This is a genomic window from Kitasatospora sp. NPDC058063 (assembly GCF_042885395.1).
GTDB classification, from domain to species: Bacteria; Actinomycetota; Actinomycetes; order Streptomycetales; family Streptomycetaceae; genus Kitasatospora; species Kitasatospora lactacystinica.
This window is the reverse complement of the sequence record NZ_JBHVSD010000046.1, coordinates 19,020-44,621: the sequence shown is the minus strand read 5'-3', so window position 1 is coordinate 44,621 and position 25,602 is coordinate 19,020. Positions and strand designations below refer to the sequence as shown.

The 25,602-nt window shown below is 74.0% G+C and carries 21 protein-coding genes; 12 read left to right on the top strand and 9 right to left on the bottom strand.

What is annotated here, in order from left to right:
- The first annotated feature begins 263 nt into the window (after positions 1-263).
- Positions 264-671, top strand: coding sequence for a YciI family protein (locus ACFVUY_RS41745; RefSeq protein ID WP_359908576.1), 408 nt, complete (start codon positions 264-266; stop codon positions 669-671).
- A gap of 8 nt (positions 672-679) precedes the next feature.
- A complete protein-coding gene (locus tag ACFVUY_RS41740; protein ID WP_387737166.1) occupies positions 680-1,837 on the top strand; it encodes an RNA polymerase sigma factor in 1,158 nt (385 codons plus the stop codon).
- Between the two features lie 45 nt (positions 1,838-1,882).
- On the opposite strand, the gene ACFVUY_RS41735 is transcribed toward ACFVUY_RS41740, so the two are convergent.
- The 5 genes from ACFVUY_RS41735 to ACFVUY_RS41715 form a co-directional block, all read right to left on the bottom strand.
- A complete protein-coding gene (locus tag ACFVUY_RS41735) occupies positions 1,883-3,193 on the bottom strand; it encodes a DUF58 domain-containing protein (protein WP_387737165.1) in 1,311 nt (436 codons plus the stop codon).
- Positions 3,194-3,298: 105 nt separating this feature from the next.
- Positions 3,299-4,309, bottom strand: coding sequence for an AAA family ATPase (locus ACFVUY_RS41730; protein WP_387694793.1), 1,011 nt, complete (start codon positions 4,307-4,309; stop codon positions 3,299-3,301).
- On the bottom strand, positions 4,306-5,526 hold the full coding sequence (locus ACFVUY_RS41725) for a DUF4350 domain-containing protein (protein ID WP_387737164.1): 1,221 nt from the start codon (positions 5,524-5,526) through the stop codon (positions 4,306-4,308). The genes ACFVUY_RS41730 and ACFVUY_RS41725 overlap by 4 nt, the downstream gene beginning before the upstream one ends.
- On the bottom strand, positions 5,523-6,224 hold the full coding sequence (locus ACFVUY_RS41720; protein WP_359908566.1) for a DUF4129 domain-containing protein: 702 nt from the start codon (positions 6,222-6,224) through the stop codon (positions 5,523-5,525). Before ACFVUY_RS41720 ends, ACFVUY_RS41725 begins: the two co-directional genes overlap by 4 nt.
- 5 nt (positions 6,225-6,229) lie before the next feature.
- The gene (locus tag ACFVUY_RS41715) at positions 6,230-7,429 is read right to left on the bottom strand and encodes a hypothetical protein (RefSeq protein ID WP_387737163.1); all 1,200 of its coding nucleotides are present in this window, start codon (positions 7,427-7,429) and stop codon (positions 6,230-6,232) included.
- A gap of 320 nt (positions 7,430-7,749) precedes the next feature.
- Here ACFVUY_RS41715 and mtrA point away from each other — a divergent pair, with 320 nt between their 5' ends.
- The 3 genes from mtrA to ACFVUY_RS41700 are packed head-to-tail and all read left to right on the top strand — an operon-like array spanning position 7,750 to position 12,404.
- A complete protein-coding gene (mtrA, locus tag ACFVUY_RS41710) occupies positions 7,750-8,427 on the top strand; it encodes an MtrAB system response regulator MtrA (RefSeq protein WP_030247322.1) in 678 nt (225 codons plus the stop codon).
- Between the two features lies 1 nt (position 8,428).
- Entirely contained in the window at positions 8,429-10,540 is a 2,112-nt protein-coding gene (gene mtrB / locus ACFVUY_RS41705) for an MtrAB system histidine kinase MtrB (RefSeq protein WP_387694790.1), read from the top strand.
- Positions 10,515-12,404: an LpqB family beta-propeller domain-containing protein gene (locus ACFVUY_RS41700; RefSeq protein WP_387737162.1), complete on the top strand. Its 1,890-nt coding sequence runs from the start codon at positions 10,515-10,517 to the stop codon at positions 12,402-12,404. Before mtrB ends, ACFVUY_RS41700 begins: the two co-directional genes overlap by 26 nt.
- Positions 12,405-12,481: 77 nt before the next feature.
- On the opposite strand, the gene ACFVUY_RS41695 is transcribed toward ACFVUY_RS41700, so the two are convergent.
- Positions 12,482-13,210, bottom strand: a complete 729-nt coding sequence (locus ACFVUY_RS41695; protein WP_387737161.1) for a ComF family protein — start codon at positions 13,208-13,210, stop codon at positions 12,482-12,484.
- A gap of 369 nt (positions 13,211-13,579) precedes the next feature.
- Between ACFVUY_RS41695 and hpf the strand changes: the two genes are divergently transcribed.
- Both hpf and ACFVUY_RS41685 read left to right on the top strand, forming a co-directional pair.
- Positions 13,580-14,275, top strand: coding sequence for a ribosome hibernation-promoting factor, HPF/YfiA family (hpf, locus tag ACFVUY_RS41690; protein ID WP_359908558.1), 696 nt, complete (start codon positions 13,580-13,582; stop codon positions 14,273-14,275).
- A 195-nt stretch (positions 14,276-14,470) separates the two neighbouring features.
- A complete protein-coding gene (locus tag ACFVUY_RS41685) occupies positions 14,471-15,223 on the top strand; it encodes a response regulator transcription factor (protein WP_359908555.1) in 753 nt (250 codons plus the stop codon).
- Between the two features lie 12 nt (positions 15,224-15,235).
- On the opposite strand, the gene ACFVUY_RS41680 is transcribed toward ACFVUY_RS41685, so the two are convergent.
- The gene (locus tag ACFVUY_RS41680; RefSeq protein WP_387694786.1) at positions 15,236-16,438 is read right to left on the bottom strand and encodes a winged helix-turn-helix domain-containing protein; all 1,203 of its coding nucleotides are present in this window, start codon (positions 16,436-16,438) and stop codon (positions 15,236-15,238) included.
- A gap of 91 nt (positions 16,439-16,529) precedes the next feature.
- Positions 16,530-17,087 (bottom strand): GNAT family N-acetyltransferase, encoded by a 558-nt coding sequence (locus tag ACFVUY_RS41675; RefSeq protein ID WP_380357171.1) that lies wholly within the window; start codon positions 17,085-17,087, stop codon positions 16,530-16,532.
- Positions 17,088-17,352: 265 nt separating this feature from the next.
- Between ACFVUY_RS41675 and secA the strand changes: the two genes are divergently transcribed.
- Positions 17,353-20,115: a preprotein translocase subunit SecA gene (gene secA, locus ACFVUY_RS41670; RefSeq protein ID WP_387694785.1), complete on the top strand. Its 2,763-nt coding sequence runs from the start codon at positions 17,353-17,355 to the stop codon at positions 20,113-20,115.
- 101 nt (positions 20,116-20,216) lie between these two features.
- Here the strand turns inward: secA and ACFVUY_RS41665 are convergent, their stop codons facing one another.
- Positions 20,217-20,684, bottom strand: coding sequence for an Rv3235 family protein (locus ACFVUY_RS41665; protein ID WP_387694784.1), 468 nt, complete (start codon positions 20,682-20,684; stop codon positions 20,217-20,219).
- Positions 20,685-21,018: 334 nt separating this feature from the next.
- Between ACFVUY_RS41665 and ACFVUY_RS41660 the strand changes: the two genes are divergently transcribed.
- From ACFVUY_RS41660 to pruA, 4 genes are all read left to right on the top strand, one after another.
- Positions 21,019-22,170, top strand: coding sequence for a patatin-like phospholipase family protein (locus ACFVUY_RS41660; protein WP_387737160.1), 1,152 nt, complete (start codon positions 21,019-21,021; stop codon positions 22,168-22,170).
- A gap of 146 nt (positions 22,171-22,316) precedes the next feature.
- Positions 22,317-22,826 (top strand): DUF6912 family protein, encoded by a 510-nt coding sequence (locus ACFVUY_RS41655; protein WP_359908538.1) that lies wholly within the window; start codon positions 22,317-22,319, stop codon positions 22,824-22,826.
- Between the two features lie 47 nt (positions 22,827-22,873).
- Positions 22,874-23,530 (top strand): HAD family hydrolase, encoded by a 657-nt coding sequence (locus ACFVUY_RS41650; protein ID WP_387737159.1) that lies wholly within the window; start codon positions 22,874-22,876, stop codon positions 23,528-23,530.
- A gap of 183 nt (positions 23,531-23,713) precedes the next feature.
- Complete coding sequence (pruA, locus tag ACFVUY_RS41645) at positions 23,714-25,339, top strand: L-glutamate gamma-semialdehyde dehydrogenase (RefSeq protein ID WP_387737167.1); 1,626 nt, start codon at positions 23,714-23,716, stop codon at positions 25,337-25,339.
- The last annotated feature ends 263 nt before the right edge of the window (positions 25,340-25,602 follow it).

The following is a 25,602-nucleotide window of genomic DNA, read 5'->3' as shown; positions in this document are numbered from 1 at the left end:
GCGCCGATGGTACTGCAGGGGGGACCCTGTGGGAGAGTAGGACGCCGCCGAACAATTATTCAGAAGAACCCCCATCCGGGATCCGGATGGGGGTTTTTCGCGTTTCCGGGCTCAACGGGCCCAACGAGGCCAACAGGCCCGACAGGCCGGCCGCGGGGAGGGCCGAAGAAATCTCGGCCGGCCGTGTCGAGAACCCGTGCCCGGCACCGTCCCCGGGGTGAACGCGGCCAGAATGGGTCGCACCAAGCTCCGAGGAGACGACGATGGCCAAGTACCTGCTGCTGAAGCACTACCGGGGTGCCCCGGACGCGGTCAACTGCGTGCCGATGGACCAGTGGACGCCGGAGGAGGTCACGGCGCACATCACCTACATGCAGGACTTCGCGGACCGGCTGGAGAAGACCGGCGAGTTCGTCGACGGTCAGGCGCTCGCACCCGAGGGGACGTGGGTCCGGTACGACGGCGAGGGGCGTCCGCCGGTCACCGACGGTCCGTTCGCGGAGACCAAGGACCTCATCGCCGGCTGGATGGTGATCGACGTCGACAGCTACGAGCGCGCCGTCGAGCTGGCGGGGGAGCTGTCGGCCGCGCCCGGGGCCGGGGGGAAGCCGATCCACGAGTGGCTGGAACTGCGCCCGTTCCTCGCCATGCCGCCGACCATCACGGAGTGACCTGCCCGATGAACGAGGCCCTGTTGAGGAGCCTCACGCCGAGCGTCATCGGTGTCCTCGTCCGCCGCGGAGCGGATTTCGCGGCGGCCGAGGACGCCGTGCAGGAGGCGCTGGTCGAGGCGGTCCGGGTCTGGTCCGCCGGGCAGCCGCGCGATCCCAAGGGCTGGCTGGTCACCGTGGCCTGGCGCAAGTTCCTGGACGCGGCCCGGTCGGAGGCCGCCCGGCGCCGTCGGGAGGACCTGGTCGAGCAGGAGCCGGGGCCGGGGCCCGCGGCCGGTACGGACGACACGCTCCAGCTCTACTTCCTGTGCGCCCACCCGTCGTTGACGCCCTCTTCGGCCGTCGCGCTGACCCTGCGCGCGGTGGGCGGGCTGACCACCCGCCAGATCGCCCGGGCCTATCTGGTGCCCGAGGCGACGATGGCGCAGCGGATCAGCCGGGCCAAGCGCACCGTCTCCGGCGTCCGGTTCGATCAGCCCGGGGACGTCGCCACCGTGCTCCGGGTGCTCTACCTGGTCTTCAACGAGGGATACTCCGGCGATGTCGACCTCGCGGCCGAGGCGATCCGGCTCACCCGTCAGCTCGCGGCGGTGATCGATCACCCCGAGGTGGCGGGGTTGCTGGCCCTGATGCTGCTGCACCACGCCCGGCGGGCCGGCCGGACCGGGCCCGACGGCGCGCTGGTGCCGCTGGCCGAGCAGGACCGCGCCCGCTGGGACACCGGACTGATCGCCGAGGGCATCGGGATCCTGTACGGGGCCCTGGCCCGGGACCGGCTGGGCGAGTTCCAGGCCCAGGCGGCCGTCGCGGCGCTGCACGCCGACGCCCCCACCGCCGAGGAGACGGACTGGGCGCAGATCGTCGAGTGGTACGACGAGCTCGTCCGGCTGACCGCCAGTCCGGTGGTGCGGCTCAACCGCGCGGTGGCGGTCGGCGAGGCCGACGGTCCGCGCGCCGGGCTGGCGGAGCTCGCCGAGCTGGACGACGCGCTGCCCCGGTACACGGCGGTGGCGGCGTACCTCCACGAGCGCGACGGGGACGCGCCGACGGCGGCGCGGCTGTACGCGGAGGCGGCGCTCAAGGCGTCCAACCTCGCCGAGCGCGAGCACCTGACCCGTCAGGCGGCCCGGCTCAACGCGGGGTTGAGGGGGCGGACCCAGGAGTGACGGGACGTCGGAACCGCCTGGGCGGCATCCGGAGGGGCGAGCGGCTCAGAGCCGGCCGGCGGCCTTCAGCGCCAGGTAGGTGTCGGCCAGGGCCGGGGCGATCCGGGCCGGCGGGGCGTCCAGGACGGTGACGCCGTGACGGGTGAGGCGCTCGGCGGTGGCCCGGCGGTCGGCGCGGGTCTGTTCGGCGGCCGCCGCGCCGTAGACCGCGTCCAGGGTGCCCCGCCCGGCGGCGAGGACGTCCAGCTGGGGGTCGGCGACGGAGGCGAGGACGACCTCGTGGCGCTTGGTGAGCATGGGCAGCAGCGGGCGCAGCCCGTCCTCGACCGGGGCCGCGTCGAGGCCGGTGAGCAGCACGATCAGCGAGCGCTGGGGGGCCATCTTGAGTGCGGTGGCCACCAGCGAGCGCATGTCGGTCTCGTGCAGGGCGGGTTCCAGCCCGGCCATCGCGTTGGTGAAGGCGGGCAGGACCTCGTGGGCCGAGCTGCCGGCCACGGTGACGCGCTTGCGGGAGTCGTGGGCGAGCAGGTCGACCCGGTCGCCGGCCCGGGTGGCGAGGGCGGTGAGCAGCAGCGCGGCGTCGAGGGCGGCGTCGAGGCGGGGTGCGTCGCCGACCCGGCCGGCCGAGGTGCGGCCGGTGTCGAGGACGACGAGGATGTGCCGGTCGCGTTCGGGGCGCCAGGTGCGGACGGCGACGGTGTTCCGGCGGGCGCTGGCGCGCCAGTCGATGGAGCGGACGTCGTCGCCGGGCAGGTACTCGCGCAGGGAGTCGAACTCGGTGCCCTGGCCGCGGGTCAGCACCGAGGTGCGGCCGTCGAGTTCGCGCAGCCGGGCGAGCCGGGAGGGCAGGTGCTTGCGGCTGGCGAACGGGGGCAGTGCGCGGACCGTCCAGGGGACGAGGTGCGAGCCCTGGCGGCCGGCCAGGCCGAGCGGGCCGAGCGAGCGGACCGTCACCCGGTGGGCGTGGTGGTCGCCGCGGCGGGTGGGGGTGAGCACGGTGGTGATCCGGCGCCGTTCGCCGCCGGGGAGGGTCAGGGCGTGCCGGGAGGCGGCCTCGGCGGTGCCGGGGCGCCAGGCGGACGGGGCCCAGGCGTCGCGGACCAGGCCCCGGAGCAGTCGGCCGGACGGGTTGGTGACGGTCAGTTCGACCGTGGCGGGTTCGCCGAGCCGCACGGTGGTGTCGCCGCTCCGTCCGAGCCGCAGGCCGCGGACCGGGGCGGCGAGCACCAGGTCGACCGCGACGGCGACCAGCACCGCACCGGTGACCAGGCCGATCCCGGTCCAGGACGGCAGCAGCAGGCCCACGACGAGCGCGCCGAGTGCGGCGAGCAGGGCGGTTCGCCCGGTGAGGGCCATGCGGTGCGCTCCTTCGGAAGCCCGTGAGTCGGTAGCCCGTGGGCCGGTACCCCGTGGGGCCGGAAACGGGTGTGGTGCGGTGGGGTGCGGTGGGGTGTGCCCGGGTCAGCGGGGTGCGGGCGTCTGGGCGAGGACGGCCTGGATGACGGAGTCGGCGGTGACGCCCTCCATCTCGGCCTCGGCGCGCAGCGCGACCCGGTGCCGCAGGGTGGGCAGGGCGAGCGCCTTGACGTCGTCCGGGGTGACGTAGTCGCGGCCGGCCAGCCAGGCCCAGGCGCGGGAGGCGGCGAGCAGGGCGGTGGCGCCGCGCGGGGAGACGCCGATCGACAGCGACGGGGACTGCCGGGTGGCCCGGCAGAGGTCGACGATGTAGGCGAGGATCTCGGGGGAGACGGTCAGCTTGGCGATCTGCTCGCGGGCGGCGACCAGGTGCTCGGGCCCGGCGACCGGGCGGACGCCGGCCGCGCGGAGGTCCCGCGGGTCGAAGCCGGCGGCGTGCCGGGAGAGCACCTGGAACTCCTGGTCGCGGTCGGGCAGCGGCAGGATCAGCTTGAGCAGGAAGCGGTCCAGCTGGGCCTCGGGCAGCGGGTAGGTGCCCTCGTACTCGACCGGGTTCTGGGTCGCGGCGACCAGGAACGGGACGGGCAGGGCGCGCGCTTCGCCGTCCACCGTGACCTGGTGCTCCTCCATGGCCTCCAGCAGGGCGGCCTGGGTCTTCGGAGGGGTGCGGTTGATCTCGTCGGCGAGCAGCAGGTTGGTGAAGACCGGGCCGGGCTGGAAGGAGAACTCGGCGGTGCGGGCGTCGTAGACGAGCGAGCCGGTGACGTCGCCGGGCATCAGGTCGGGGGTGAACTGGATGCGCTTGGTCCCCAGGCTGAGCGCGGTGGACAGGGTGCGCACCAGCAGGGTCTTGGCGACGCCGGGGACGCCCTCCAGCAGTACGTGGCCGCCGCAGAGCAGGGCGACGACCAGGCCCGTGACGGCGGCGTCCTGGCCGACCACGGCCTTGCCGATCTCGGCGCGCAGGGCGGTCAGCGCGGTGCGCGGGTCGGTGGCGGGGGTAGCGGGTGCCGTGCCGGGGACGGAGCGGAGCTGGGCGGTTGCCTGGTCGGTCACGGGTTCCGTACCTGCCTTTCGAGGGCGTCGAGGTCGTCGGCGAGCCGCAGCAGTGCGGCGTCGTCGGTCGGGGGCGGGCCGTACAGCAGGGCCCGGACGTCCCCGGCGGGCCGGGCGGGAAGCCGGTCGGCCACGGCGACGCAGAGCGCGTCGGAGTCGGGTGCGCCGGCCCGGAGCGGGACGCCCAGGGCGGGGGCGAGGCGGTGGGCGGTGGCGCCGCGCAGCGCCTCGGCGGCGCGGCCGCGGGCCCTGGCACGCCGGTACAGGCGGGCGCGGCCCTCGGTGGTCTCGGCGGCGCGGACCACCACGGGCAGGTTCTCGCTGACCACCGGGCCGAGCCGGCGCCCGCGCCAGAGGGCGGCGAGCACGGCGGCGACGGCGAGCTGGTAGGCGGCCCAGTGCCAGCCGCTCGGCAGGAAGTCGCCGAAGGTCTTGGTGCGGGCGTCCTCGGGGAGCGGGGCGGAGTAGTCGGGCAGGTGCCAGGTGAGGCGGGGCTGCGAGCCGAGCAGGCCGAGGGCGAGGGAGGCGTCGCCGTCCTTGGTCAGTTCGCCGTTGTGCAGGAAGGTTCCGCTGCCGAGCACGATGACGTCGTGGTCGCCGTCGCCGGCCGGGAGGGCGACCAGCGGGTAGCCGTGGCCGCGGGAGTAGCAGCCCTCGCCGCGGCTGCCGCTGGTGTAGAGCATGCCGCCCTGCTGGGCGCTGCCGGCCCGGACGGCCTCGGTGAGCGAGCACTCGGCGGGGGTGGAGCGGACGGAGGCGTAGGCCGGTCCGCCCGCGTCGTCGGACAGCCGGATGCCGGGGGCGAGCGCGGTGAGCGCGGCCGGGCCGGGGGCGACCAGGACCAGCCGCCGGTGCCGGGCGGCGGCGACGGCGCGCAGCTGGGCGGGGTCGAGGAGGTCGGGTTCGGGCAGCACGAGGGTGTCCGGTCCGGCCGGGGTGGTGGTCGGGTCGGTGCTGAACTCGGCCTTGATGCCCTGGCGTTCGAGCAGGGCGACGACGGCGTGGGCGCCGTCGCGGTCGTACGAGCGCGGGTCCAGCGGCGGGTAGCGGCGGTCCTGGTCGAGGGCGGACACGGCGGCGGCGCCGATCAGCAGGGCGGCGAGGACGGCCAGGTACCAGCGGGCCCGGCGCCACAGGCCGCGCGTGGTGGGGGTGAGGCTGGTCGGGGCGCCGGGCGCCTCGGTGCCGGGCGGGGGCGTGGGGACGGTACCGGTCATGCCGCTCCTCCCGGGGTCGGGGCGGGGACGGCGGCACCGGCGGTGTCGGGCGCGAGGACCGGGCGGGTGCGCTCCAGGGTCCGGTCGAGCTCGTGCAGCAGCCGGTAGGCGTCCTGGTCGGCGGTGCGCTCGCCGTACGCGATGTCGTCGAAGGTCCGGGCGGCCGCGGCCAGTGCGGCGGCGTGCTCGGGCAGTGCCCGGCCGGCCTCGGTGGCGGCCTCGTCGGCGGTGCGGCCGGGGCGGATGTCGAGCAGGGTGCGCTCCTCCAGGCTGCGCACCAGGGCGCGCATCTGCTCGCGGACGGCTTCGGTCCAGCGTCCGGCGGCGGCGTGCCCGGCGGCGTCCGCCCGGTACTGGTCGGCGCTGCGCGGGCCCTCGGCGCCGTAGACGTCCGGGACGGTGCGGGCGGCGCGGCGGGGTGCGCCGAGGCGCCACCAGAGCGCGGCGCCGATCAGCACCGCGACGATCAGGAAGAGGATCAGTCCGGTGGTGCCGGTGGTGCCGTCGCCGGAGATGCTGTCGAGCGCTCTGGCGATGTGGTCGTAGATCCAGTCCGTGATCCGCTGCAGCACGGACGGGTCGTGCTTGTGGTACTCCGCGTCGAGCAGTTCGTCGCGGGCGGCCTCGCGCGCCGGGTCACGCGGCACGGTGACCGGTGCGCCGCCCGCGGCGAGCAGCCCTTCCCCCCAGTTCGGCATCCGGCTCAGCGCCTCGCTGACGTCGGGTCGCCCGGGCCGCCCCAGCCGGTGCCGCCGTGCTCGGGCAGGCCGGCCGCGCGGGCGAGCTCGATGTCCAGGGCCTCGCGGCGGATCCGCTGGTCGATGTAGACCAGCACGCCGACGGCGGCGATGAACGGGGTGGTGAAGGTGCCGGCGATGATCCCGGCGACCGCCAGCAGGAGCAGCATGGCGATGCCCTGGTCGGCGGCGTCGGGCAGGCCCTGGCGGCTGAGCTTCTCGAAGCCCAGCATCAGTCCGATGAGCTGGGCCGGGACCACGACGACCATCGCGACGACGAACGCCAGCACGTAGCCGAGCACGGTGATGCCGAGGACCCGCCACCAGGCGCCGCGGACCAGGCGCCGCGAGCGCGACAGCGCTGTCAGCACGCCCTGCTTCTCCAGCATCAGGGTCGGGGCGGCGAGGCTGAAGCGGATCCACAGCCAGGCGGCGACCGGCAGGGTCAGCAGACCGAGCAGGCTCAGCAGGCCGGTGACGGCGGCGGAGCCCTGGCCGGCGAGGCCGTACCCGACCATGGGCGCGAAGCCGAGCAGGACCACACCGGGGCCCAGCAGGGCGGTGAGCAGGGTCAGCCCGAGCAGCTGGAGCAGCCGGGGGCGGGCGTCGCGCCAGGCCTCCCCGGCGGTCACCGACCGGCCGAGGACGGCGCGGCTGACCACGATGGTGAGCAGCGCGGTGGCGAACACGTTGAGCAGCAGCTCCAGCGGCAGCCCGGCCAGCATCCGCAGGGTCTGGGTGGACTCGCCGGTCTTCCCCTTGACCAGCAGGTTGACCACGACGGAGCCGGCCTGGGAGAGCACAGCGAGGCCGAGCGAGAGCGCGAGCACGGTGCGCCAGTGCCGGCGGACGGTGGTGACGGCACCGTCCAGCAGTTCGCCGAAGCTCAGCGGGCGCAGCGGGATGACGCCCGGCTTGGGGCTCGCCGGGGCGCCCCAGCCGTACGGGCGGTGGCCGCCGGGAGGCTGCTGCCCCCACTGCTGGCCCCACTGCTGTCCCCACTGCTCTCCGGGCCGGGGGGCGCCGGCCGGGCCGGGGCGGTCCGCGGTGGCCTGTGGTGGTGCCGACGGCCCGGGCACGGCGGCGGGCGCGTCGGCCGGGGGCCGGGCGTCGTCGCGGGGCGGCTCGGACGAGCTGGGCGAGGCCCAGCCCGGGGTGTCGGTCATCACTGCTCCTCGGAGGGCGTCACGGGCGCGACTGCGAACGGATCTTCCGCCCGCGCGCAGCGCCCATCGTGCCATGGGGCCGGAAACCAGCCCCATGGCGATCCGGTTGCTGATCGGCAACGGTCCCCGGCGGCGGGTCGGGTGGTGGTCCGCAGCGGGTCCGGAGGGGGTCCGCGGTGGGTCCGGAGGCAGTCCGGGGGCGTTCCCGGCAGGCACATTCGCCCGGTATGGCCGGAATGCACCGGTGGGGGAGTTGGCCGTTCTGGAGCATTGGCACTGCTGTGCGGCAGGTCACAATCCGGTAATGAGAAGATGGACGCATGAAGGGACGCGTCCTCGTCGTTGATGACGACTCCGCACTGGCCGAGATGCTCGGCATCGTGCTGCGGGGTGAGGGTTTTGAGCCGTTTTTCGTCGCGGATGGGGACAGGGCGCTAGCTGCGTTCCGGGAGACCAAGCCGGACCTGGTCCTGCTGGACCTGATGCTGCCCGGTCGGGACGGCATCGACGTGTGCCGGCAGATCCGGGCGGAGTCGGGCATCCCGATCGTGATGCTGACCGCGAAGACCGACACGGTCGACGTGGTGGTGGGTCTGGAGTCCGGCGCCGACGACTACGTCACCAAGCCGTTCAAGCCCAAGGAGCTGGTGGCCCGGGTGCGTGCGCGGCTGCGCCGCGCCGAGGAGCCCACGCCCGAGCAGCTGACCATCGGCGACCTGGTGATCGACGTGGCCGGTCACTCGGTGAAGCGGGACGGCCGGGGCATCCCGCTGACCCCGCTGGAGTTCGACCTGCTGGTCGCGCTGGCCCGCAAGCCCTGGCAGGTGTTCACCCGCGAGGTGCTGCTGGAGCAGGTCTGGGGCTACCGCCACGCGGCGGACACCCGCCTGGTCAACGTCCATGTGCAGCGCCTGCGTTCCAAGATCGAGAAGGACCCGGAGCGCCCCGAGATCGTGGTGACCGTCCGCGGCGTCGGCTACAAGGCCGGACCCAGCTGACGTGACGGACCGGGCAGACGACACCCCGCCGGGCTCCGCGGCCGGCGGGGCCGGTGCCGTGCGCGGCGACGTGCTGAGTTCGACCACCCGCCGCCGGCGAGGCCCTTCCGCCGTGGTCGCGCTGGTGAAGCGTCAGCTGCGCCGCCCCGTGCACCGGGTGGCCACGCTCTACCGCCGGTCGATCCAGCTGCGCGTGGTCGCGGTGTCCCTGCTGGCGTCCATCGCGGTCGTCCTGGTGCTGGGTGTGGTCGTGGTGGCGCAGGTGCGCACCGGCCTGCTCGACACCAAGATGGACGCCGCCCGCGCGCAGGCCCGGATCGGCTTCCAGGTCGAGCAGAAGAAGATCGACGAGGCCCGGGACCAGAAGCTGCGGGGCACCGCCGACCCGACCGTCGACGAGACCGGCACCTGGCTGCTGCGGCAGGTCAACGACCTGGCGGGGAGCGGGCAGACCGTCTACTCGGTGATCGCCATGGCCCCCGGCACCGGCGCCGTCGTCCCCGACACCGCCGGCTTCGCGCCGCGCTACTCGGGCGACATCCAGCCGATCAGCATCCCGGACGCCCTGCGGGCCAAGCTCGCCTCCGAGCCCGGCCAGATGTTCGACCAGCCGACCCGGATCCACCGCTCGCCCGAGAGCGGCGGCAAGTCCGAGCCCGGGCTGGCCCTCGGCATGCAGTTCGTCGGTCCGGCCGCGGCCGGGAACAGCTACCAGATGTTCTACGTGTTCTCCTTCGGCCAGGAGACCGACACCCTCAACCTGGTCACCGGCACCCTGGCGACCGCCGGGGTGTTCGTGGTGATCCTCATGGGCGGCATCGCCTGGGTCGTGGTGCGCCAGGTGGTCACCCCGGTCCGGATGGCCGCCGGAATCTCCGAGCGGCTCGCCGACGGCCACCTGGAAGAGCGGATGAAGGTCACCGGGACGGACGACATCGCCCGCCTCGGCGAGTCCTTCAACCGGATGGCCAACGCCCTCCAGGCGCAGATCCGGCAGCTGGAGGAGCTGTCCCGGGTGCAGCGGCGGTTCGTCTCGGACGTCTCGCACGAGCTGCGCACCCCGCTGACCACGGTCCGGATGGCCGCCGACCTCATCTACGACAGCCGCGAGGACCTGGACCCGATGGCGGCCCGCTCGGCGGAGCTGCTCCAGGGCCAGCTGGACCGCTTCGAGTCGCTGCTCGCCGACCTGCTGGAGATCAGCCGCTTCGACGCCGGCGCCGCGATCCTGGACGCCGAGCCGGTCGACCTGCGCGAGATCGTCGCCCGGGTGGTCGAGGCCGCCGAGCCGCTCGCCGAGGCCAAGGGCAGCGCCGTGGTGATCCGCGGCGACGGCGAGCCGGTGCTGGCCGAGGTGGACTCCCGACGGATCGAGCGCATCCTGCGCAACCTGGTGGTCAACGCCCTGGAGCACGGCGAGGGCCGTGACGTGGTGGTCCGGCTGGGCTCCGCGGACGGCGCGGTCGCGGTCGGCGTGCGCGACTACGGCATCGGACTCAAGCCGGGCGAGGCGTCCCGGGTGTTCCACCGCTTCTGGCGGGCCGACCCGTCCCGGGTGCGGACCACCGGCGGCACCGGTCTCGGCCTGTCCATCGCCGTCGAGGACGCCCACCTGCACGGCGGCTGGCTGCAGGCCTGGGGCGAGCCCGGCGGCGGCTCGCACTTCCGGCTCACCCTGCCGCGCACCCGCGGCGGCGAGATCGCCCGGGCGCCGTTCCGGCTGGAGCCGGAGGACTCCCGCAACAACCGGGGCCTGGGCGCGCAGGGCACGCCGTACCGGCGGGCGATCAGCCCGTCCGGGGCGACGGCGACGGCCGCGGTCGAGGACCAGGCGGAGACGCCGGAGGCCGTGGGCAGCAGCCTCGGCAGCGGGCTCGGCGGGGTGCTGAACATCGGCCCCGGGCTGGGCCGGAGCCGACTGCCGGAGGGGCCGCGCGCGGACCCCTCGGGCGTGTGGACGGCCGCCGGGTACGGGGCCACCGGCGCTCAGGTCATGGTGGACCCGACGCCCGGACGGCCGTCGGTGGCACAGCGGACGGCGGAGCCGGACGTGACGGGCGGGACGACGGACGCGGAGGGGTCGCAGCGTGCGAGGGACGAGCAACAGGACTGAGCCGAGGCTCCTCGCGGCGGTCGGCACGCTGGTCGGCGCCCTGGTGGTGAGCGGCTGCGCGACCATGCCGGATTCCGGCGGCATCGCCCGGGTGGAGCTGCCCCAGGGGTCGGCCGACAAGAACCTGCAGGCCCGGGTCTATCCGGTGGCACCCGGCCGGGGCGCCAAGCCGCGCGAGCTGCTGACCGGGTTCCTGGACGCGGTGACCGCCGACGAGGGGTACGACACCGCGCGCAAGTACCTCACCGAGAGCGCCGCCGCGGAGTGGAAGCCCGAGGCGGAGATCCGGGTGCTCTCGTCCACGACCATCCCGGGCGGCCAGGACGTCACCGACGCGGACACCACGGTCTCGGTGCCGGTGAGCGGGCAGTTGGTCGCCACCGTCGACGAGAAGCACTCGTACCAGCTGGTCGCCGGGCAGAACAACGTCTCCTCCGACTTCACCTTCGTCCGGGAGAAGGACGAGTGGCGGATCGACAAGCTGCCGACCGGCGTGATCATGAACGAGACCAACTTCCGGAACAGCTTCCGGCAGGTCGCGCGGTTCTTCTACACCGCGCCCGACCCGTCGGCGGTGGCCTCCGGGAACGTCGGCCAAGAGGTGCTGGTCGCCGACCCGGTCTACCTGCGGCGCCGGATAGACCCGCTGGCCACGGCGGCCCAGGCGGTGGCCGACGGGCCCTCGACCTGGCTCTCGCCCGTGGTCCGGACGGCGTTCCCGAGCGGCGTCAGGGTCGAGCGGGTGACCATCGACGACGGCAGGGTCGCCCACCTGCAGATCGGGGGGGCCGACCTCGGCGAGCCGATGGCCTGCCGGCGGATGGCGACCCAGTTCTTCTACACCCTCGCCGACCAGGGCAAGGGCCAGGTCGAGCGGCTGGAGCTGAAGGGGCCGCACGGCTCCTGCACCGTCGGCCGCGGCGACGAACCGCCCACCGGCCCCGGTGCGCTGGCCGGGCCGACGCCCGGGAAGCAGTACTACCAGCGTGCCGACGGCGCCCTGGTGGCGACCGACGAGGGGGGCCCCGGCGATCCGGTCCGCGGCGTCCTCGGCAAGCCGCAGTCGAACACCAAGCCGCCGCTCGGTGCCGTCGCGGTCGGCCGCAGCGGCACCCAGGTCGCGGCGATCAGCGAGGACGGCCACCAGGTCTACTCGGTGCCGCTGTCGGACAGCGCGGTGACCATGGGCGAGCCGGTGCTCAGCTCGCCAGCCAAGGGCGGCGACAAGGAGGACGGCTTCGCCTCGCCCACTTGGGACGGCCGCGGCGACCTCTGGGTGGTGGACCGCAACAAGCAGGCCCCGCGGGTGGTGATGGTGCGCGGCGCCAAGTCGTACACCGTGCCGGTCGAGGGGCTGACCGGGCAGACCGTGCAGTCGCTGAAGATCTCCTCGGACGGCGTCCGGGTCGCCCTGGTGGCCAGGACCCCGGGCTCGGCCGTCCGCTCGCTGTGGTTCGGACTGGTGGTGCACGACGGCACCCCGCAGGCGCCGACCGTGAAGATCACCGGGCTGCGCCGGGCCGCGCCCACGCTCACCGACGTCGCCTCGGTGTCCTGGGCGGAGACCGACCAGCTGCTCGTGCTCGGCAAGGAGGCCGACCGGACCCAGCAGCTGTACTTCATCAGCACCGACGGCTCGCAGAGCACGGACACCCAGCTGCAGAGCGCCGAGAGCATGACGACCGTCGCGGCCTCGGAGTCCCGGGGGGACAGCCTGACCCAGGCGCCGCCGGTGCTCGCGATGGGCGAGGTCAAGCAGGCGGACGGCAAGCCGAGCGAGATCAAGGCCTTCCGCCTGGTCAACCACCAGTGGCGGGAAGCCTCGCTGATCGACAAGCCCCGGTCCTTCCTCTACGCGGGCTGACGGCGCGTCCGGGCGGGCCGACGGGCCTTCCCGGGGGCCCGCCGCGGGAGCTGACGCGCGAGCTGATGCGGCGGCGGTCAGCCGGCCGGGCGCGCGGTGGCCGCGACCGTGGCCCCGGCCCGGGCCGGCAGGCCGGCGTCGGCCAGCGCCCGGGCGGCCTCGGCGAGGCTGGCCCCGGTGGTCACCAGGTCGTCCACCAGTACCGGGTGACGGCCCGCGAGGCCCGTGGGCCCGGTCCGGGCGCGCGGCAGCACGGTCAGTGCTCCGCGCAGGTTGCGGCGCCGCTCGGCCGCGTTCAGCCCGGCCTGGTCGGCGACCGGCCGGGTGTGCCGCAGCAGCGGCGCGGCCCGGACGTCCAGGCCGGTCCGGCGCAGTGAGCGGGCGGCCGCCCCGGCCAGCCGCAGCGTCGGATCGTGCCCGCGGGCGCGGACGGCCGAGCGGGCCGAGGGCATCGGGACCAGCAGCAGCGGCGCGGCCCCGGCCCGTGCTCCCAGGGCTGAGCGCACCGCCCGTCCGAGGGCCTCGCCGAGCGGCCCGGCCAGCCGCAGCGCGCCCCGCTCCTTGTGGGCGAGCAGCAGTTGCCGGACCGCACCGGTGTACGGCGCGGCGGCGTGCGTCCAGGGCAGCAGGGTCGGGGCCGGCCGTGCGGTGGCCAGCAGGCGCCGGCAGGCCGGGCAGAGCTGGGTGCGCTCGCTGCCGCAGCCCGCGCAGTCCGCGGGCAGCAGGACGTCCAGCAGCCCGGCCAGTGCGTGACCGAACGGCCCTTGGGCGGTCGGCGGGCGGGTGGCGGAGGGGGACGACGGCACGGCTGCTCCTGGCGGTGGCAGGCACGGAGAGTCAGCACAGGATCCGCCGTATGGGGGGCGTTGTCCAGGTATTTACCCATACTTCACCCGCGAGAGGGTAGACAGGGTGGACCAGCTTGACCGCCCGACCGCAGTATCGGGTCATACCCTCCTCATCGCCTGGGGAGGCGGAAAACCCGTGTGAGGTGTTCGATAAGGCCCAGGGGGTTTCAACCGTCCCTGGTGGGGAGGAAGTGAGGTGAGGGCCAGTCGTTTCCCGCCGCTGGCGGCGGGGGCGGGGGGCCGGCAGTGGATGGGCTGGTCCAGCTGGGTCTCAGTCCGGTCCGGTAGCACCCGGATCGGCGTCAGCACGAGGGATCGGAGTTCTGCGTGGACATCGTCGTCAAGGGCCGCAAGACCGAGGTGCCCAAGAGGTTCCGCGAGCACGTGGCCGAGAAGCTGGAGAAGGTCCAGAAGTTCGACGCCAAGGCCATCAGCCTCGACGTCGAGGTGTCCAAGGAGCACAACCCGCGGCAGGCCGACCGCTCCGATCGGGTCGAGATCACTCTCCGCAGCCGCGGCCCCGTGATCCGGGCCGAAGCCGCCGCCGCCGACCCGTACGCGGCGCTCGACCTGGCCTCGGCGAAGCTCGACGCGCAGCTGCGCAAGTCCGCGGACCGGCGTCGGGTGCACAAGGGCGGCGCGAACGGCCGCACCCCGATCAGCGTCGCCGAGGCGACCGCGGCCCTGGCCGCGCTCCCGGCCACGACGGCGCCGGAGGGCGAGACGAACGGCGCCGTCCGCAAGACCATGATGGGATCCCTGGAAGTGGAGGGCGAAGGCCCGCTGGTGGTCCGGGAGAAGACGCACCCGGCCGCCCCCATGGCGTTGGACCAGGCGCTCTACGAGATGGAGCTGGTCGGCCACGACTTCTACCTCTTCGTGGAGAAGGACAGCGGCCTGCCGAGCGTGGTCTACCGCCGGCACGGTTACCACTACGGCGTCATCCACCTGCAGACCGACCTCGCGGCCGGGCCGGGCAGCGGGGCGGGCGGCGCGATCGGCGGGTCCGACGACGAGGACTGACCGTCCGAACGGTGATGGAGGGGTGACCCCGGCGGCCCTGGCCGCCGGGGTCACCGGCGTTCGGGCGCGTCCGCCGGTTCGGGGCGCCGGTGAAGGGGTCACCCGATGCGGGGGAATCGACACCGGAGGGTGACCGCAGCGGGTTCGGGGCGTGGAATGATTGGCGCACGACGACCCGCGAAGGGGGAGGAGCGGATGGGGGATCACTTCGGGCTGGGGCCCGGGTCCGGGCCAGGGCTGCCGTTGGGGGCGGAGGACGAGTCCGCGTACGAGCCGCGCCGGAGTGAGCCGATCCGCGTCCTGGTGGTGGACGACCACGCGCTGTTCCGCCGCGGGCTGGAGATCGTGCTCGCGGAGGAGCCGGACATCAAGGTCGTCGGCGAGGCGGGGGACGGTGCCGAGGCCGTGCTGAAGGCCGCCGACCTGCTGCCCGACATCATCCTCATGGACGTCCGGATGCCGCGCCGCAGCGGGATCGAGGCCTGTACGGCGATCAAGGACGTGGCGCCCAGCACCAAGATCATCATGCTGACGATAAGCGACGAGGAGGCCGACCTCTACGAGGCGATCAAGGCGGGGGCCACCGGCTACCTGCTCAAGGAGATCTCCACCGACGAGGTCGCCACCGCGATCCGCGCGGTCGCCGACGGGCAGTCGCAGATCAGCCCCTCGATGGCGTCCAAGCTGCTCACCGAGTTCAAGTCGATGATCCAGCGCCGCTCGGACGACCGGGACCTGGTGCCCGCGCCCCGGCTCACCGACCGGGAGCTGGAGGTGCTCAAGCTGGTGGCGACCGGGATGAACAACCGGGAGATCGCCAAGGAGCTGTTCATCAGCGAGAACACCGTGAAGAACCACGTGCGCAACATCCTGGAGAAGCTCCAGCTGCACTCCAGGATGGAGGCCGTGGTGTACGCGATGCGGGAGAAGATCCTCGAAATAGGGTGAGCCGGGCGGGACTCAGCGGTCCGTCAGCAGTTTCTCCAGGGTCGGGCGCAGCCGCTCGTCGTGCAGCGTCCCGACCCGCACCCCGTCGCAGCCGACCCAGTCGGCCGCCTCGCGCAGCGCCGTCGCCAGGGCCTCGACGTGCCGGGCACCGCCGCCGTCCAGCGAGATCTGCCGGGCGACCAGGGTGCGCCCCTCGCGGGCCGGGTCGACCCGGCCGACCAGCCGGCCGCCGGTCAGCAGCGGCATCGCGAAGTAGCCGTGCACCCGCTTGTGCTTGGGCGTGTACGCCTCCAGTCGGTGCGTCATGCCGAAGATCCGCTCGGTGCGGGCGCGGTCCCAGACCAGTGAGTCGAACGGCGAGAGCAGCGTGGTGCGGTGGCGCCCGCGCGGGGCGGTGGCGAGGGCGGCCGGGTCGGCCCAGGCCGGGGCCGGGGCGCCGTCCGGGCCCCAGCCGGCCACCTCGACCGGGACGAGCCCGCTGTCGGCGAGCACTGGGTCCAACTGCTCGGCGCGCAGCCGGTGGTAGTCCAGCAGATCGGCCCGGGTGGCCACGCCGAGCGCGGCGCCGGCCTGGCCGACCAGGGTGCGCAGGCAGTCCTCGTCCGACCGGTCCTGTCCGAACAGCTCGGCCGGGACGGCCTGTTCGGCCAGCGCGTAGACCCGCTTCCAGCTCCGGCGCTCGGTGCAGACCACGTCCCCGAAGGCCAGCGCCCGCTCGACCGCGATCTTGGTGTCGGACCAGTCCCACCACTCGGCGGTCCGCTTGGCGCCGCCCAGCTCGGTGGAGGTCAACGGCCCCTCGGCGCGCAGCTTGTCGAGCACGGCGCGGTAGGTCTCGGGCGCGACCTGGTGGCCCCAGAGGTGGCCGCGGTCGCGGTAGCGGCGGCGCCGGAAGGCGAACAGCGGCCACTCCTCGACCGGCAGGACGCAGGCCGCGTGCGACCAGTACTCGAAGCTCGTGCCGCCGCCCCAGTAGGCCGCCTCGACGGCCGGGCGGCCGACCGCGCCGAGCCGGGCGTACGGCACCAGCTCGTGCGAGCGGGCGAGCACCGAGATGGTGTCCAGCTGGACGGCGCCCAGGTGCCGCAGCACTCCGCGCACCCCGCCGCGGCGGTCCGGCGCGCCCAGCAGGCCCTGGGCGCGCAGGGCGATCCGGCGGGCGTCGTCCGCGCTGAGGACGGTGACGGGGGCGGGGCGGGCGTCGGCGGCGGTCATGCCGGGGAGCGTAGCCCCGGGCACCGACAGTGCGGGCCGGGGGCGGGGTGCGGACCGCAGCGGCCCGCGGGCCCGGGCCGGCCCCGAGGCCTCAGGCCAGGTCGGAGGGCAGCAGGGAGGCGATCCAGGCGTCGTGGAAGACGCCGCGCTGCTCGGCGTACGAGCGCAGGGTGCCCTCGAAGCGGTAGCCGGCCTTCGCGGCGACCGCGCGGGAGCCCTCGTTGCCGACATAGGCCTGCCACTCCAGGCGGCGCAGGCCGAGCTCGCGCAGGCCGAAGAGGGAGACGGCGCGGGCGGCCTCGGTGGTGTAGCCGCGGCCGCGGAACTCCTTCACGGCCCACCAGCCGATCTCGGCGGAGCCCGGGTCGTGGGCGCGCAGGACGAGCCCCTGGGACCCGACCAGGGCGCCGGACTCGCGCTCGAACACGCACCAGATCCGGTTCGCTCCGGTGCGCCAGCCCTCGATGGCGAGATCGCGCACGAAGAACTCCGCGTCCTCGCGCCGGTACGGAGACGGAACGACCGTCCAGCGCTGGATCTCCGGATCCTGGCACGCCGCGAAGACGGCGTCGACGTCGGATTCCTGCGGGGCGCGCAGGACGAGCCGCTCGGTGGTCAGGACGACCGGTTCGGTGCTGGTTTCTTCCATGAACGGATTATTTCGCCGGGTGAGGCGGCCGGGCATCCGAATATCCCGCCGGTCCGCCCGCCCGGCAGGAGGCCGATTCCGGGGCTCGCCGACCGTTTTGCCCCGGTGGGCGGTGCTATCGGGCCATGTGCCCGCGGGGGTGACACGGGAATACCGTGCTGACGCACCTCCCGGGGGGTTGGACTCCTCGCATACGATGGCCCGTGCGGTGGGGTGACCCGCCGTGCAGTCGTCCAGTGCCAATACAGGCAAGGAGCCCGCTCACGTGTCCGTCTTCGACAAGATCCTGCGCGCCGGCGAGGGCAAGATCCTTCGCAAGCTGCAGCGGATTGCTGCCCAGGTCAACTCCATCGAAGAGGACTTCGTCAACCTCACCGACGCCGAGCTGCGCGCACTGACCGACGAGTACAAGCAGCGGCTTGTCGACGGCGAGAGCCTGGACGACATCCTCCCCGAGGCGTTCGCCACCGTCCGCGAGGCCGCCAAGCGCGTGCTCGGCCAGCGGCACTACGACGTCCAGCTGATGGGCGGCGCCGCCCTGCACTACGGGTACGTCGCCGAGATGCGCACCGGTGAGGGCAAGACCCTCGTCGGCACCCTGCCCGCGTACCTGAACGCGCTGACCGGCAAGGGCGTCCACCTGATCACGGTCAACGACTACCTCGCCGAGCGCGACTCGGAGTGGATGGGGCGGGTGCACCGCTTCCTCGGCCTCGAGGTCGGCGTGATCCTGGGCAGCATGACGCCCGTCGAGCGCAAGCGCCAGTACGGGATGGACATCACGTACGGCACGAACAACGAGTTCGGCTTCGACTACCTGCGCGACAACATGGCCTGGTCGCAGGACGAACTCGTCCAGCGCGGCCACTACTTCGCGGTCGTCGACGAGGTCGACTCGATCCTGATCGACGAGGCCCGCACCCCGCTGATCATCTCCGGCCCGGCCGACCAGGCGACCAAGTGGTACGCCGACTTCGCCAAGCTGGTGCAGCGCCTGAAGATCGACCGCGACTACGAGGTCGACGAGAAGAAGCGCACCGTCGGCATCCTGGAGGACGGTGTCAGCCGGGTCGAGGACTACCTGGGCATCGACAACCTCTACGAGTCGGTGAACACCCCGCTGGTCGGCTTCCTGAACAACGCCATCAAGGCGAAGGAGCTGTACAAGCGGGACAAGGACTACGTCGTGATGAACGGCGAGGTCATGATCGTCGACGAGCACACCGGCCGCATCCTGGCCGGCCGCCGCTACAACGAGGGCATGCACCAGGCGATCGAGGCCAAGGAGGGGGTGGAGGTCCAGAACGAGAACCAGACCCTGGCCACCATCACCCTGCAGAACTTCTTCCGCCTGTACGACAAGCTCGCGGGCATGACCGGTACCGGCACCACCGAGGCCGCCGAGTTCCACCAGATCTACAAGCTCGGCGTGGTGCCGATCCCGACCAACAAGACGCCGCTGCGCATCGACCAGCCCGACCTGATCTACAAGTCGGAGCCGGCCAAGTTCGCCGCCGTGGTCGAGGACATCGCCGAGAAGCACGAGAAGGGCCAGCCGGTGCTGGTCGGCACCGTGTCGGTCGAGAAGTCCGAGTACCTGTCGCAGGAGCTGCGCAAGCGCGGCATCCCGCACGAGGTGCTGAACGCCAAGCACCACGAGCGCGAGGCGCAGATCGTCGCGCAGGCCGGCCGCAAGGGCGCCGTCACCGTCGCCACCAACATGGCCGGCCGTGGTACCGACATCATGCTCGGCGGCAACTCCGACCACCTCGCGGCGGCCGAGCTGGCGCAGCGCGGGCTGACCCCGACGGACACCCCGGACGAGTACGAGGCCGCCTTCCCGGCCGCACTGGAGAAGGCCAAGGCCTCGGTCAAGGCCGAGCAGGACGAGGTCAAGGAGGCCGGTGGCCTCTACGTCCTCGGCACCGAGCGGCACGAGTCCCGCCGGATCGACAACCAGCTGCGCGGCCGCTCCGGCCGTCAGGGCGACCCGGGCGAGTCCCGCTTCTACCTGTCGCTGGGCGACGACCTGATGCGCCTGTTCAAGGCCGGCATGGTCGAGCGCGTGCTCTCGATGGCCAACGTCCCGGAGGACGTGCCGATCGAGTCCAAGATGGTCACCCGCGCCATCGCCTCCGCGCAGACCCAGGTCGAGCAGCAGAACTTCGAGATCCGCAAGAACGTCCTCAAGTACGACGAGGTGCTCAACCGCCAGCGCGAGGTCATCTACGGCGAGCGCCGCCGGGTGCTGGAGGGCGAGGACCTCCAGGAGCAGGTCGGCCACTTCATGGACGACACCGTCGAGGCGTACGTCCGGGCGGCCACCGGTGAGGGCTTCGAGGACGACTGGGACCTGGAGAAGCTCTGGACCGCGCTCAAGCAGCTCTACCCGGTCACCCTGGACCTGGAGGAGCTGGAGGAGGAGGCCGGCGGCCAGGCCGGTCTGACCCCCGAGCTCCTGATCAAGTCCATCCAGGAGGACATCCAGGGCCAGTACGGCGCCCGCGAGGACCAGCTGGGCGCTGAGATCATGCGCGAGCTGGAGCGCCGGGTCGTGCTGTCGGTGCTGGACCGCCGCTGGCGCGAGCACCTCTACGAGATGGACTACCTCCAGGAGGGCATCGGCCTGCGGGCCATGGCGCAGCGCGACCCGCTGATCGAGTACCAGCGCGAGGGCTTCGACATGTTCACCGCGATGATGGAGGGCATCAAGGAGGAGTCCGTCGGCTACCTGTTCAACCTGGAGGTCCAGGTCGAGCAGCAGGTCGAGGAGGTCCCGGTCGAGGACGCCCAGGTGGTGCTCGACAAGCTGGAGAAGGACGCCGCCCGCCCGGAGATCAAGGCCAAGGGCCTGGAGGCCCCGAAGCCGCAGCGGCTGCACTACACGGCCCCGTCGGACGAGGTCGGCGGCGGTGTCATCGAGGGCGACTTCGAGGACCTCGCGCCGGAGGACGAGGGCGACGGGCTGACCCGCGCCGAGCGCCGCAAGGCCGCGAAGTCGGCCAAGGGCCGTCGCCGCAAGGGCTGAGCCGGCCGCCGGACACCAGCCAGGACGCCACGCAGGGCGCCGTTCCCGGACCGGGACGGCGCCCTGCGCCGTCGTGTACCGCCGGGGGTGCGGCGGGGCGCTCACCGGGCCTCCACGGCGGTGCACTGCCACTGCCCGGCCGGGCCGCGCTGCTCCAGCCGGAAGGCCACCACGTGGTGGCGCCGGCCGAGGTCGACCCGCACGCAGGCCTCGACCGCGTCCGGGGCGGGCGAGCGGTCGTGCACCGGGCCGAGCCGGGGCCGGTCGGCGGGGCCGCCGCGGCGCAGCGCTCCGGCCCGGACCAGCGAGGCGAGCTGTCCGTAGCCGGCCAGGCTGGTGTGCCGCATCAGCTGGCCGGAGGGCCGTGCGCCGGTGAGCACCTCGACCAGCCGGTGGGCGAAGCGGGCGGCCAGCGCCCCGGAGTCGGGCCCGGGGGAGTCGGGTCCGGGGGAGGTGGTGCAGGCGGCGCGCGGGTGGCGCGGCCGGCGGCCGGCCGGGTCGCAGCCGCCGGTGTCGCGCGGACGGCGGTGCGGGTGGGCGGTGGGACGGGCGGTGAACCGGACGGTCACGGCGTGGCTCCTCGGCTGGGTGGTGCGGGTACGGACGGGTCCAGGCTGGAGGCGTCCGGCATGGGGTGGCAACGGGTTTCCGGGATGCCCGGGGCAGGCTTCGAAGTTCACCTATCCGGGGGAACCAGCCAGTGCGGCGACGGGCCGCACGGGCCCGTCGGCGGCGCCCGGTTGACGTGCGGGGACGGACCGTACGGCCCGAAAGGGGACGTTGCGACTGGGCGGACCGGGTGGCGGCGCGCGGCCGCCGCGTTGCGCCGTACCGGCCCGGAGCGCACCATCGGAGCCTGACCGGGAGCGGACGGCCGGGCTCCCACGACGAGGGGCGGCCGGTATGGCGACACGGGTGGTTGCGGCGTCGGCCGCGGGCACCGCTCCGCCCGCCGCGGGCGGTCCCCGGCGCGGCCTGGTGCTGGGCGGCGGCGGGATGCTCGGCGCGGCGTGGACGGTCGGTGCGCTGTGCGCCGTCGAGGAGGCCACCGGGCGGCAGCCGGGCGAGGCCGACGTCCTGCTCGGCACCTCGGCGGGCGCGATCCTCGCCGCGATGCTGGCCGGCGGCGTCCGCCCCGAGCACCTGCGCGACCACCAGCGCGGCCTGCCGATCACCGAGGGCCCGCTGGCCGGGGTGGCCTTCGACTACGACACCGCCGTCGGCGGCGCGCTGCCGCCCCGCCCGCGGGCCGGCATCGGCTCGCCGGGGCTGCTGCGCGACGCCGTCCGGCACCCGCGCGAGTACCCGCTGCTGACCATGGTCTCGGCGCTCGCACCGCACGGCCGGGGCTCGCTGGCGCCGGTCGGCGAGCTGGTGCGCGGCCTGCTCGGCGACACCGGCCTGCTCGGCGACACCGGACCGCTCGGCGGCGGTGGACCGGCCGGCGACGACGGCCGGCCGGAGCCCGGCGGCGGGGGATCGCCGCTGCGGGTGGTGGCCGTGGACTACCGCAGCGGCCGCCGGGTCGTCTTCGGCGACCCGGGCGCCCCGGCCGTCCCGGTGCCCGACGCCGTGATGGCCTCCTGCGCGATCCCCGGCTGGTTCGTGCCGGTGCGGCTGGACGGCTCGGCGTACGTGGACGGCGGCTGCTGGTCCGCCACCAACGCCGACCTGATGCTCGGCCGGGGGCTGGACGAGGTGTACGTGCTCGCCCCGATGGCGCTGCGGCTGGACCCCCGGCCGGGGCGGGCCGGGCGGCGGGGCGGGCTCGCGTCCGGCCGCGACACCCTGGCCGCCCTGCGCGAGTGGCGCGCCCGGGAGCGCCCCCGCGGCGTGCTCGCCCAGCTGGTGAGCCGCTACCGCCACGCCGTCACCCGGCAGCTGCTGCGCGAGGCCGCGCTGCTGCGGGCCGAGGGCGTCCGGGTGCTGCTGCTCGCGCCGACCCCGGCGGACCTCGCGGCGATGGGCCCGAACATGATGGACCCGGCCCGCCGCGGCGAGGTCCTGGAGAGCGCCCTGCGCACCGGCCGGGAGGCGCTGCGGCCCCGGCGGTGACGGCCCGGCCCGGGACCAGAGGCGATCACGGGCCGTCCGGCGGCGCCTATTCTTGGGGCGCTGGAGTCTTGGGGCACCGGAGAATCCGTGCCGCTGGACGAACCCCGCTGGACGAACCCTGCTGGACGAACCGGAGAGTGCCACCGATGCGCGTGTACGTGCCCACCACCCTGACCGGCCTGGCGGCGGCGCGCGAGGGCGGCGCCCTGGATCAGTCCGCCGCGTACGCCGTGACGCCCGCGCTGCGCGAGTGGTACGTGAGCGACGACCTGGAGGAGCTGGAGTACGCGGCGCTGAACCGGGCCGCGCAGTCCTCGCTGCGGCTGCTGGCCGCCGACCCGCAGGCGCCGTGCCGCCGGGTGGTGGTGGCGCTGGACGTGGCCGACGCGTCGGTGCGGCCCTTCCCCGGGGACGAGTACCAGGACCAGGCCTCGCTCGGCCGGGTGGTGCTGGCCGGCCCGGTGCGGCTGGCCAAGGCGGCCGCGGTGCACGCCGACGTGGCCGACGACGAGGTGGTCACGGACGTGGCGGCGGCGGTGGCGGCGGTGGCCGCGGCCGACGCGGGCGACCAGGACGCCCAGTTCACCGTGGACGGCGCGGAGGACCACGACCTGCTCTGGTACGCGACCCAGGAGATCCCCGCCCTGCTCGCGTGAGGTCCGTCCTTCCGGCGGGTCACCCGGTCGGGTTACCGTTTCACCCTGTGCGCACTCACATCGTTTGGGACTGGAACGGCACGCTCTTCCACGACATGGAGGCGGTGCTCGGGGCGAGCAATGCCGCGTTCGCGACCGTCGGCATCGAGCCGATGAGCCTCCAGGAGTACCGCGAGCAGTACGAGATCCCGATCCCCCGCTTCTACCAGCGCCTGCTCGGCCGGATGCCCTCCACGCAGGAGTGGCTGAGGCTCGACGACGCGTTCCACGACCGCTACCGGGAGCTCAGCTCCTCCTGCGGGCTGACCGAGGGCGTGCGCGAGCTGATGGACGGCTGGCGGTCGGCCGGGAACAGCCAGTCGCTGCTGTCGATGTACGAGCACGACGCGCTGCTGCCGCTGGTCGACACCTTCGGCCTGACCGGCGGCTTCCTGCGGGTGGACGGCCGCAGCGGCCCGTCCGGCGGCCAGAAGGCGGAGCACCTGACCCGGCACCTGGCCGCGCTCGGCGAGCGGGTGGACCCGGCCCGTACGGTGCTGATCGGCGACGCCGCGGACGACGCCGTGGCGGCGCTCGGCGCGGGCGCCCACGCGGTGCTCTACACCGGCGGTTCGCACACCCGGGAGAAGCTGGAGCCGGTCGGCGTCCCGGTGGTGGACAGTCTGGCCGAGGCGGTCGAGCTGGCCGGCCGGATCGCGGGCTGAACCCCGGGCCCTTCCGTCCCGGGCCGGACCGCGGGCCCTCCCGCCGTCCCGGGCCGGACCGCGGGCCGCCGGAAGTGGCGGGCGCCACGTCCGCCGTCCGCGTGTCTGAACGGGCGGATCGCGCCCCGGCTGGTCAGGCTGGTGTCACACCCGACCAGCCGCCAGGACGGAGCCACCATGCCCATCGACGCAGTCACCGAGGTCCCGGTGCCGGTCAACGAGCCGGTGCACGCGTACGCGCCCGGCAGCCCGGAGCGGGGCCGGCTGGTCCAGCGGCTGGACGAGCTGGCCGCCGAGCAGGTCCCGCTGCCGATGACCATCGGCGGCGAGCAGCGCTTCGGCGGCGGCGAGCGGATCGAGGTCGTCCAGCCGCACCACCACGCCGCCAAGCTGGGTGTGCTCGGCAACGCCACCCGGGAGGACGCCCGGGCGGCGGTGGACGCGGCGCTGGCCGCCGGGCGGCAGTGGCGCTCGCTCTCCTTCGACGACCGCGCGGCGGTCTTCCTGCGTGCCGCCGACCTGCTCGCCGGCCCCTGGCGGGAGACGCTCAACGCGGCCACCATGCTCGGCCAGTCCAAGACCGCTCAGCAGGCGGAGATCGACTCCGCCTGCGAGCTGATCGACTTCTGGCGGTTCAACGTCCACTTCGCCCGGCAGATCCTGGCCGACCAGCCGGCCTCCTCGCCCGGCGTGTGGAACCGCACCGACCACCGCCCGCTGGAAGGTTTCGTCTACGCGGTCACCCCGTTCAACTTCACCGCGATCGCCGGCAACCTGCCCACCGCCCCGGCGCTGCTGGGCAACACCGTGGTCTGGAAGCCCGCGCCGACCCAGACCCTGGCCGCCCACCACCTGATGCGGCTGCTGGAGGCGGCCGGCCTGCCGCCCGGGGTGATCAACCTGGTGACCGGCGACGGCCTCCAGGTCTCCCCGGTGGCGCTGGCCGACCCGGCGCTCGCCGGGCTGCACTTCACCGGCTCCACCGCCACCTTCCAGTACCTGTGGCAGACCATCGGCGCCAACATCGGCGGCTACCGCACGTACCCGAGGATCGTCGGCGAGACCGGCGGCAAGGACTTCCTGCTGGCCCACCGCTCGGCGGACCCGGAGATCCTGAGGACCGCGCTGATCCGCGGCGCCTTCGAGTACCAGGGCCAGAAGTGCTCGGCGCTCTCCCGCGCCTACCTGCCGCGCAGCCTCTGGCAGCGGATCAAGGACGACTTCCTGGCCGAGGTGGACGCGCTCGCGGTGGGCGACGTGACCGACCTGTCCAATTTCATGGGCGCCCTCATCGACCGGCGCGCCTTCGAGCGGAACCGGGACGCCATCGACCGGGCGAAGGCCGATCCGACGATCGAACTGGCGGCCGGCGGACAGTACGACGACGCGATCGGATGGTTCGTCCGGCCGACCGTGCTGGTCTCCTCCGACCACCGGGGCGAGATCTTCCGGACCGAGTACTTCGGCCCGATCCTCGCCGTCCACGTCTACGAGGACTCCCGCTGGGACGACGTGCTCCGCCGGGTCGACGACGGCGCTCCGTACGGCCTGACCGGCTCGGTGATCGCGCAGGATCGTTACGCCATCGCCCAGGCCGTCGAGGAGCTGCGCTTCACGGCCGGCAACTTCTACATCAACGACAAGCCCACCGGAGCCGTCGTCGGCCAGCAGCCCTTCGGCGGCGGCCGGGCCTCGGGCACCAACGACAAGGCGGGGGCCGCGCAGAACCTGCTCCGCTGGACCTCCGCACGGTCGATCAAGGAGTCCTTCGTCCCGCCGACGCACCACGGCTACCCGCACATGGGCTGAGAGTGAACACCGGACTCCGGTTTGGACATGCTGTCCAGGACGGACCCGACTTCCTGCGGGTTTGCGCCTACCTGTCCCTGTGCACCTTCGATTGATCCGGTTAGGCTGGCTGGCGTCGTCGGGTGGCTGCAGGACGAATGAGTCGTCCTACCCGCTGGGAGGACGTTTCATGCGTGCCATGAGCCCCTTTCAGTCGGATGGTGCGGCAGGATTGCGGTGACCCGTCGGTGTACATCCACACACCACCGAGTCACGCAACGGCG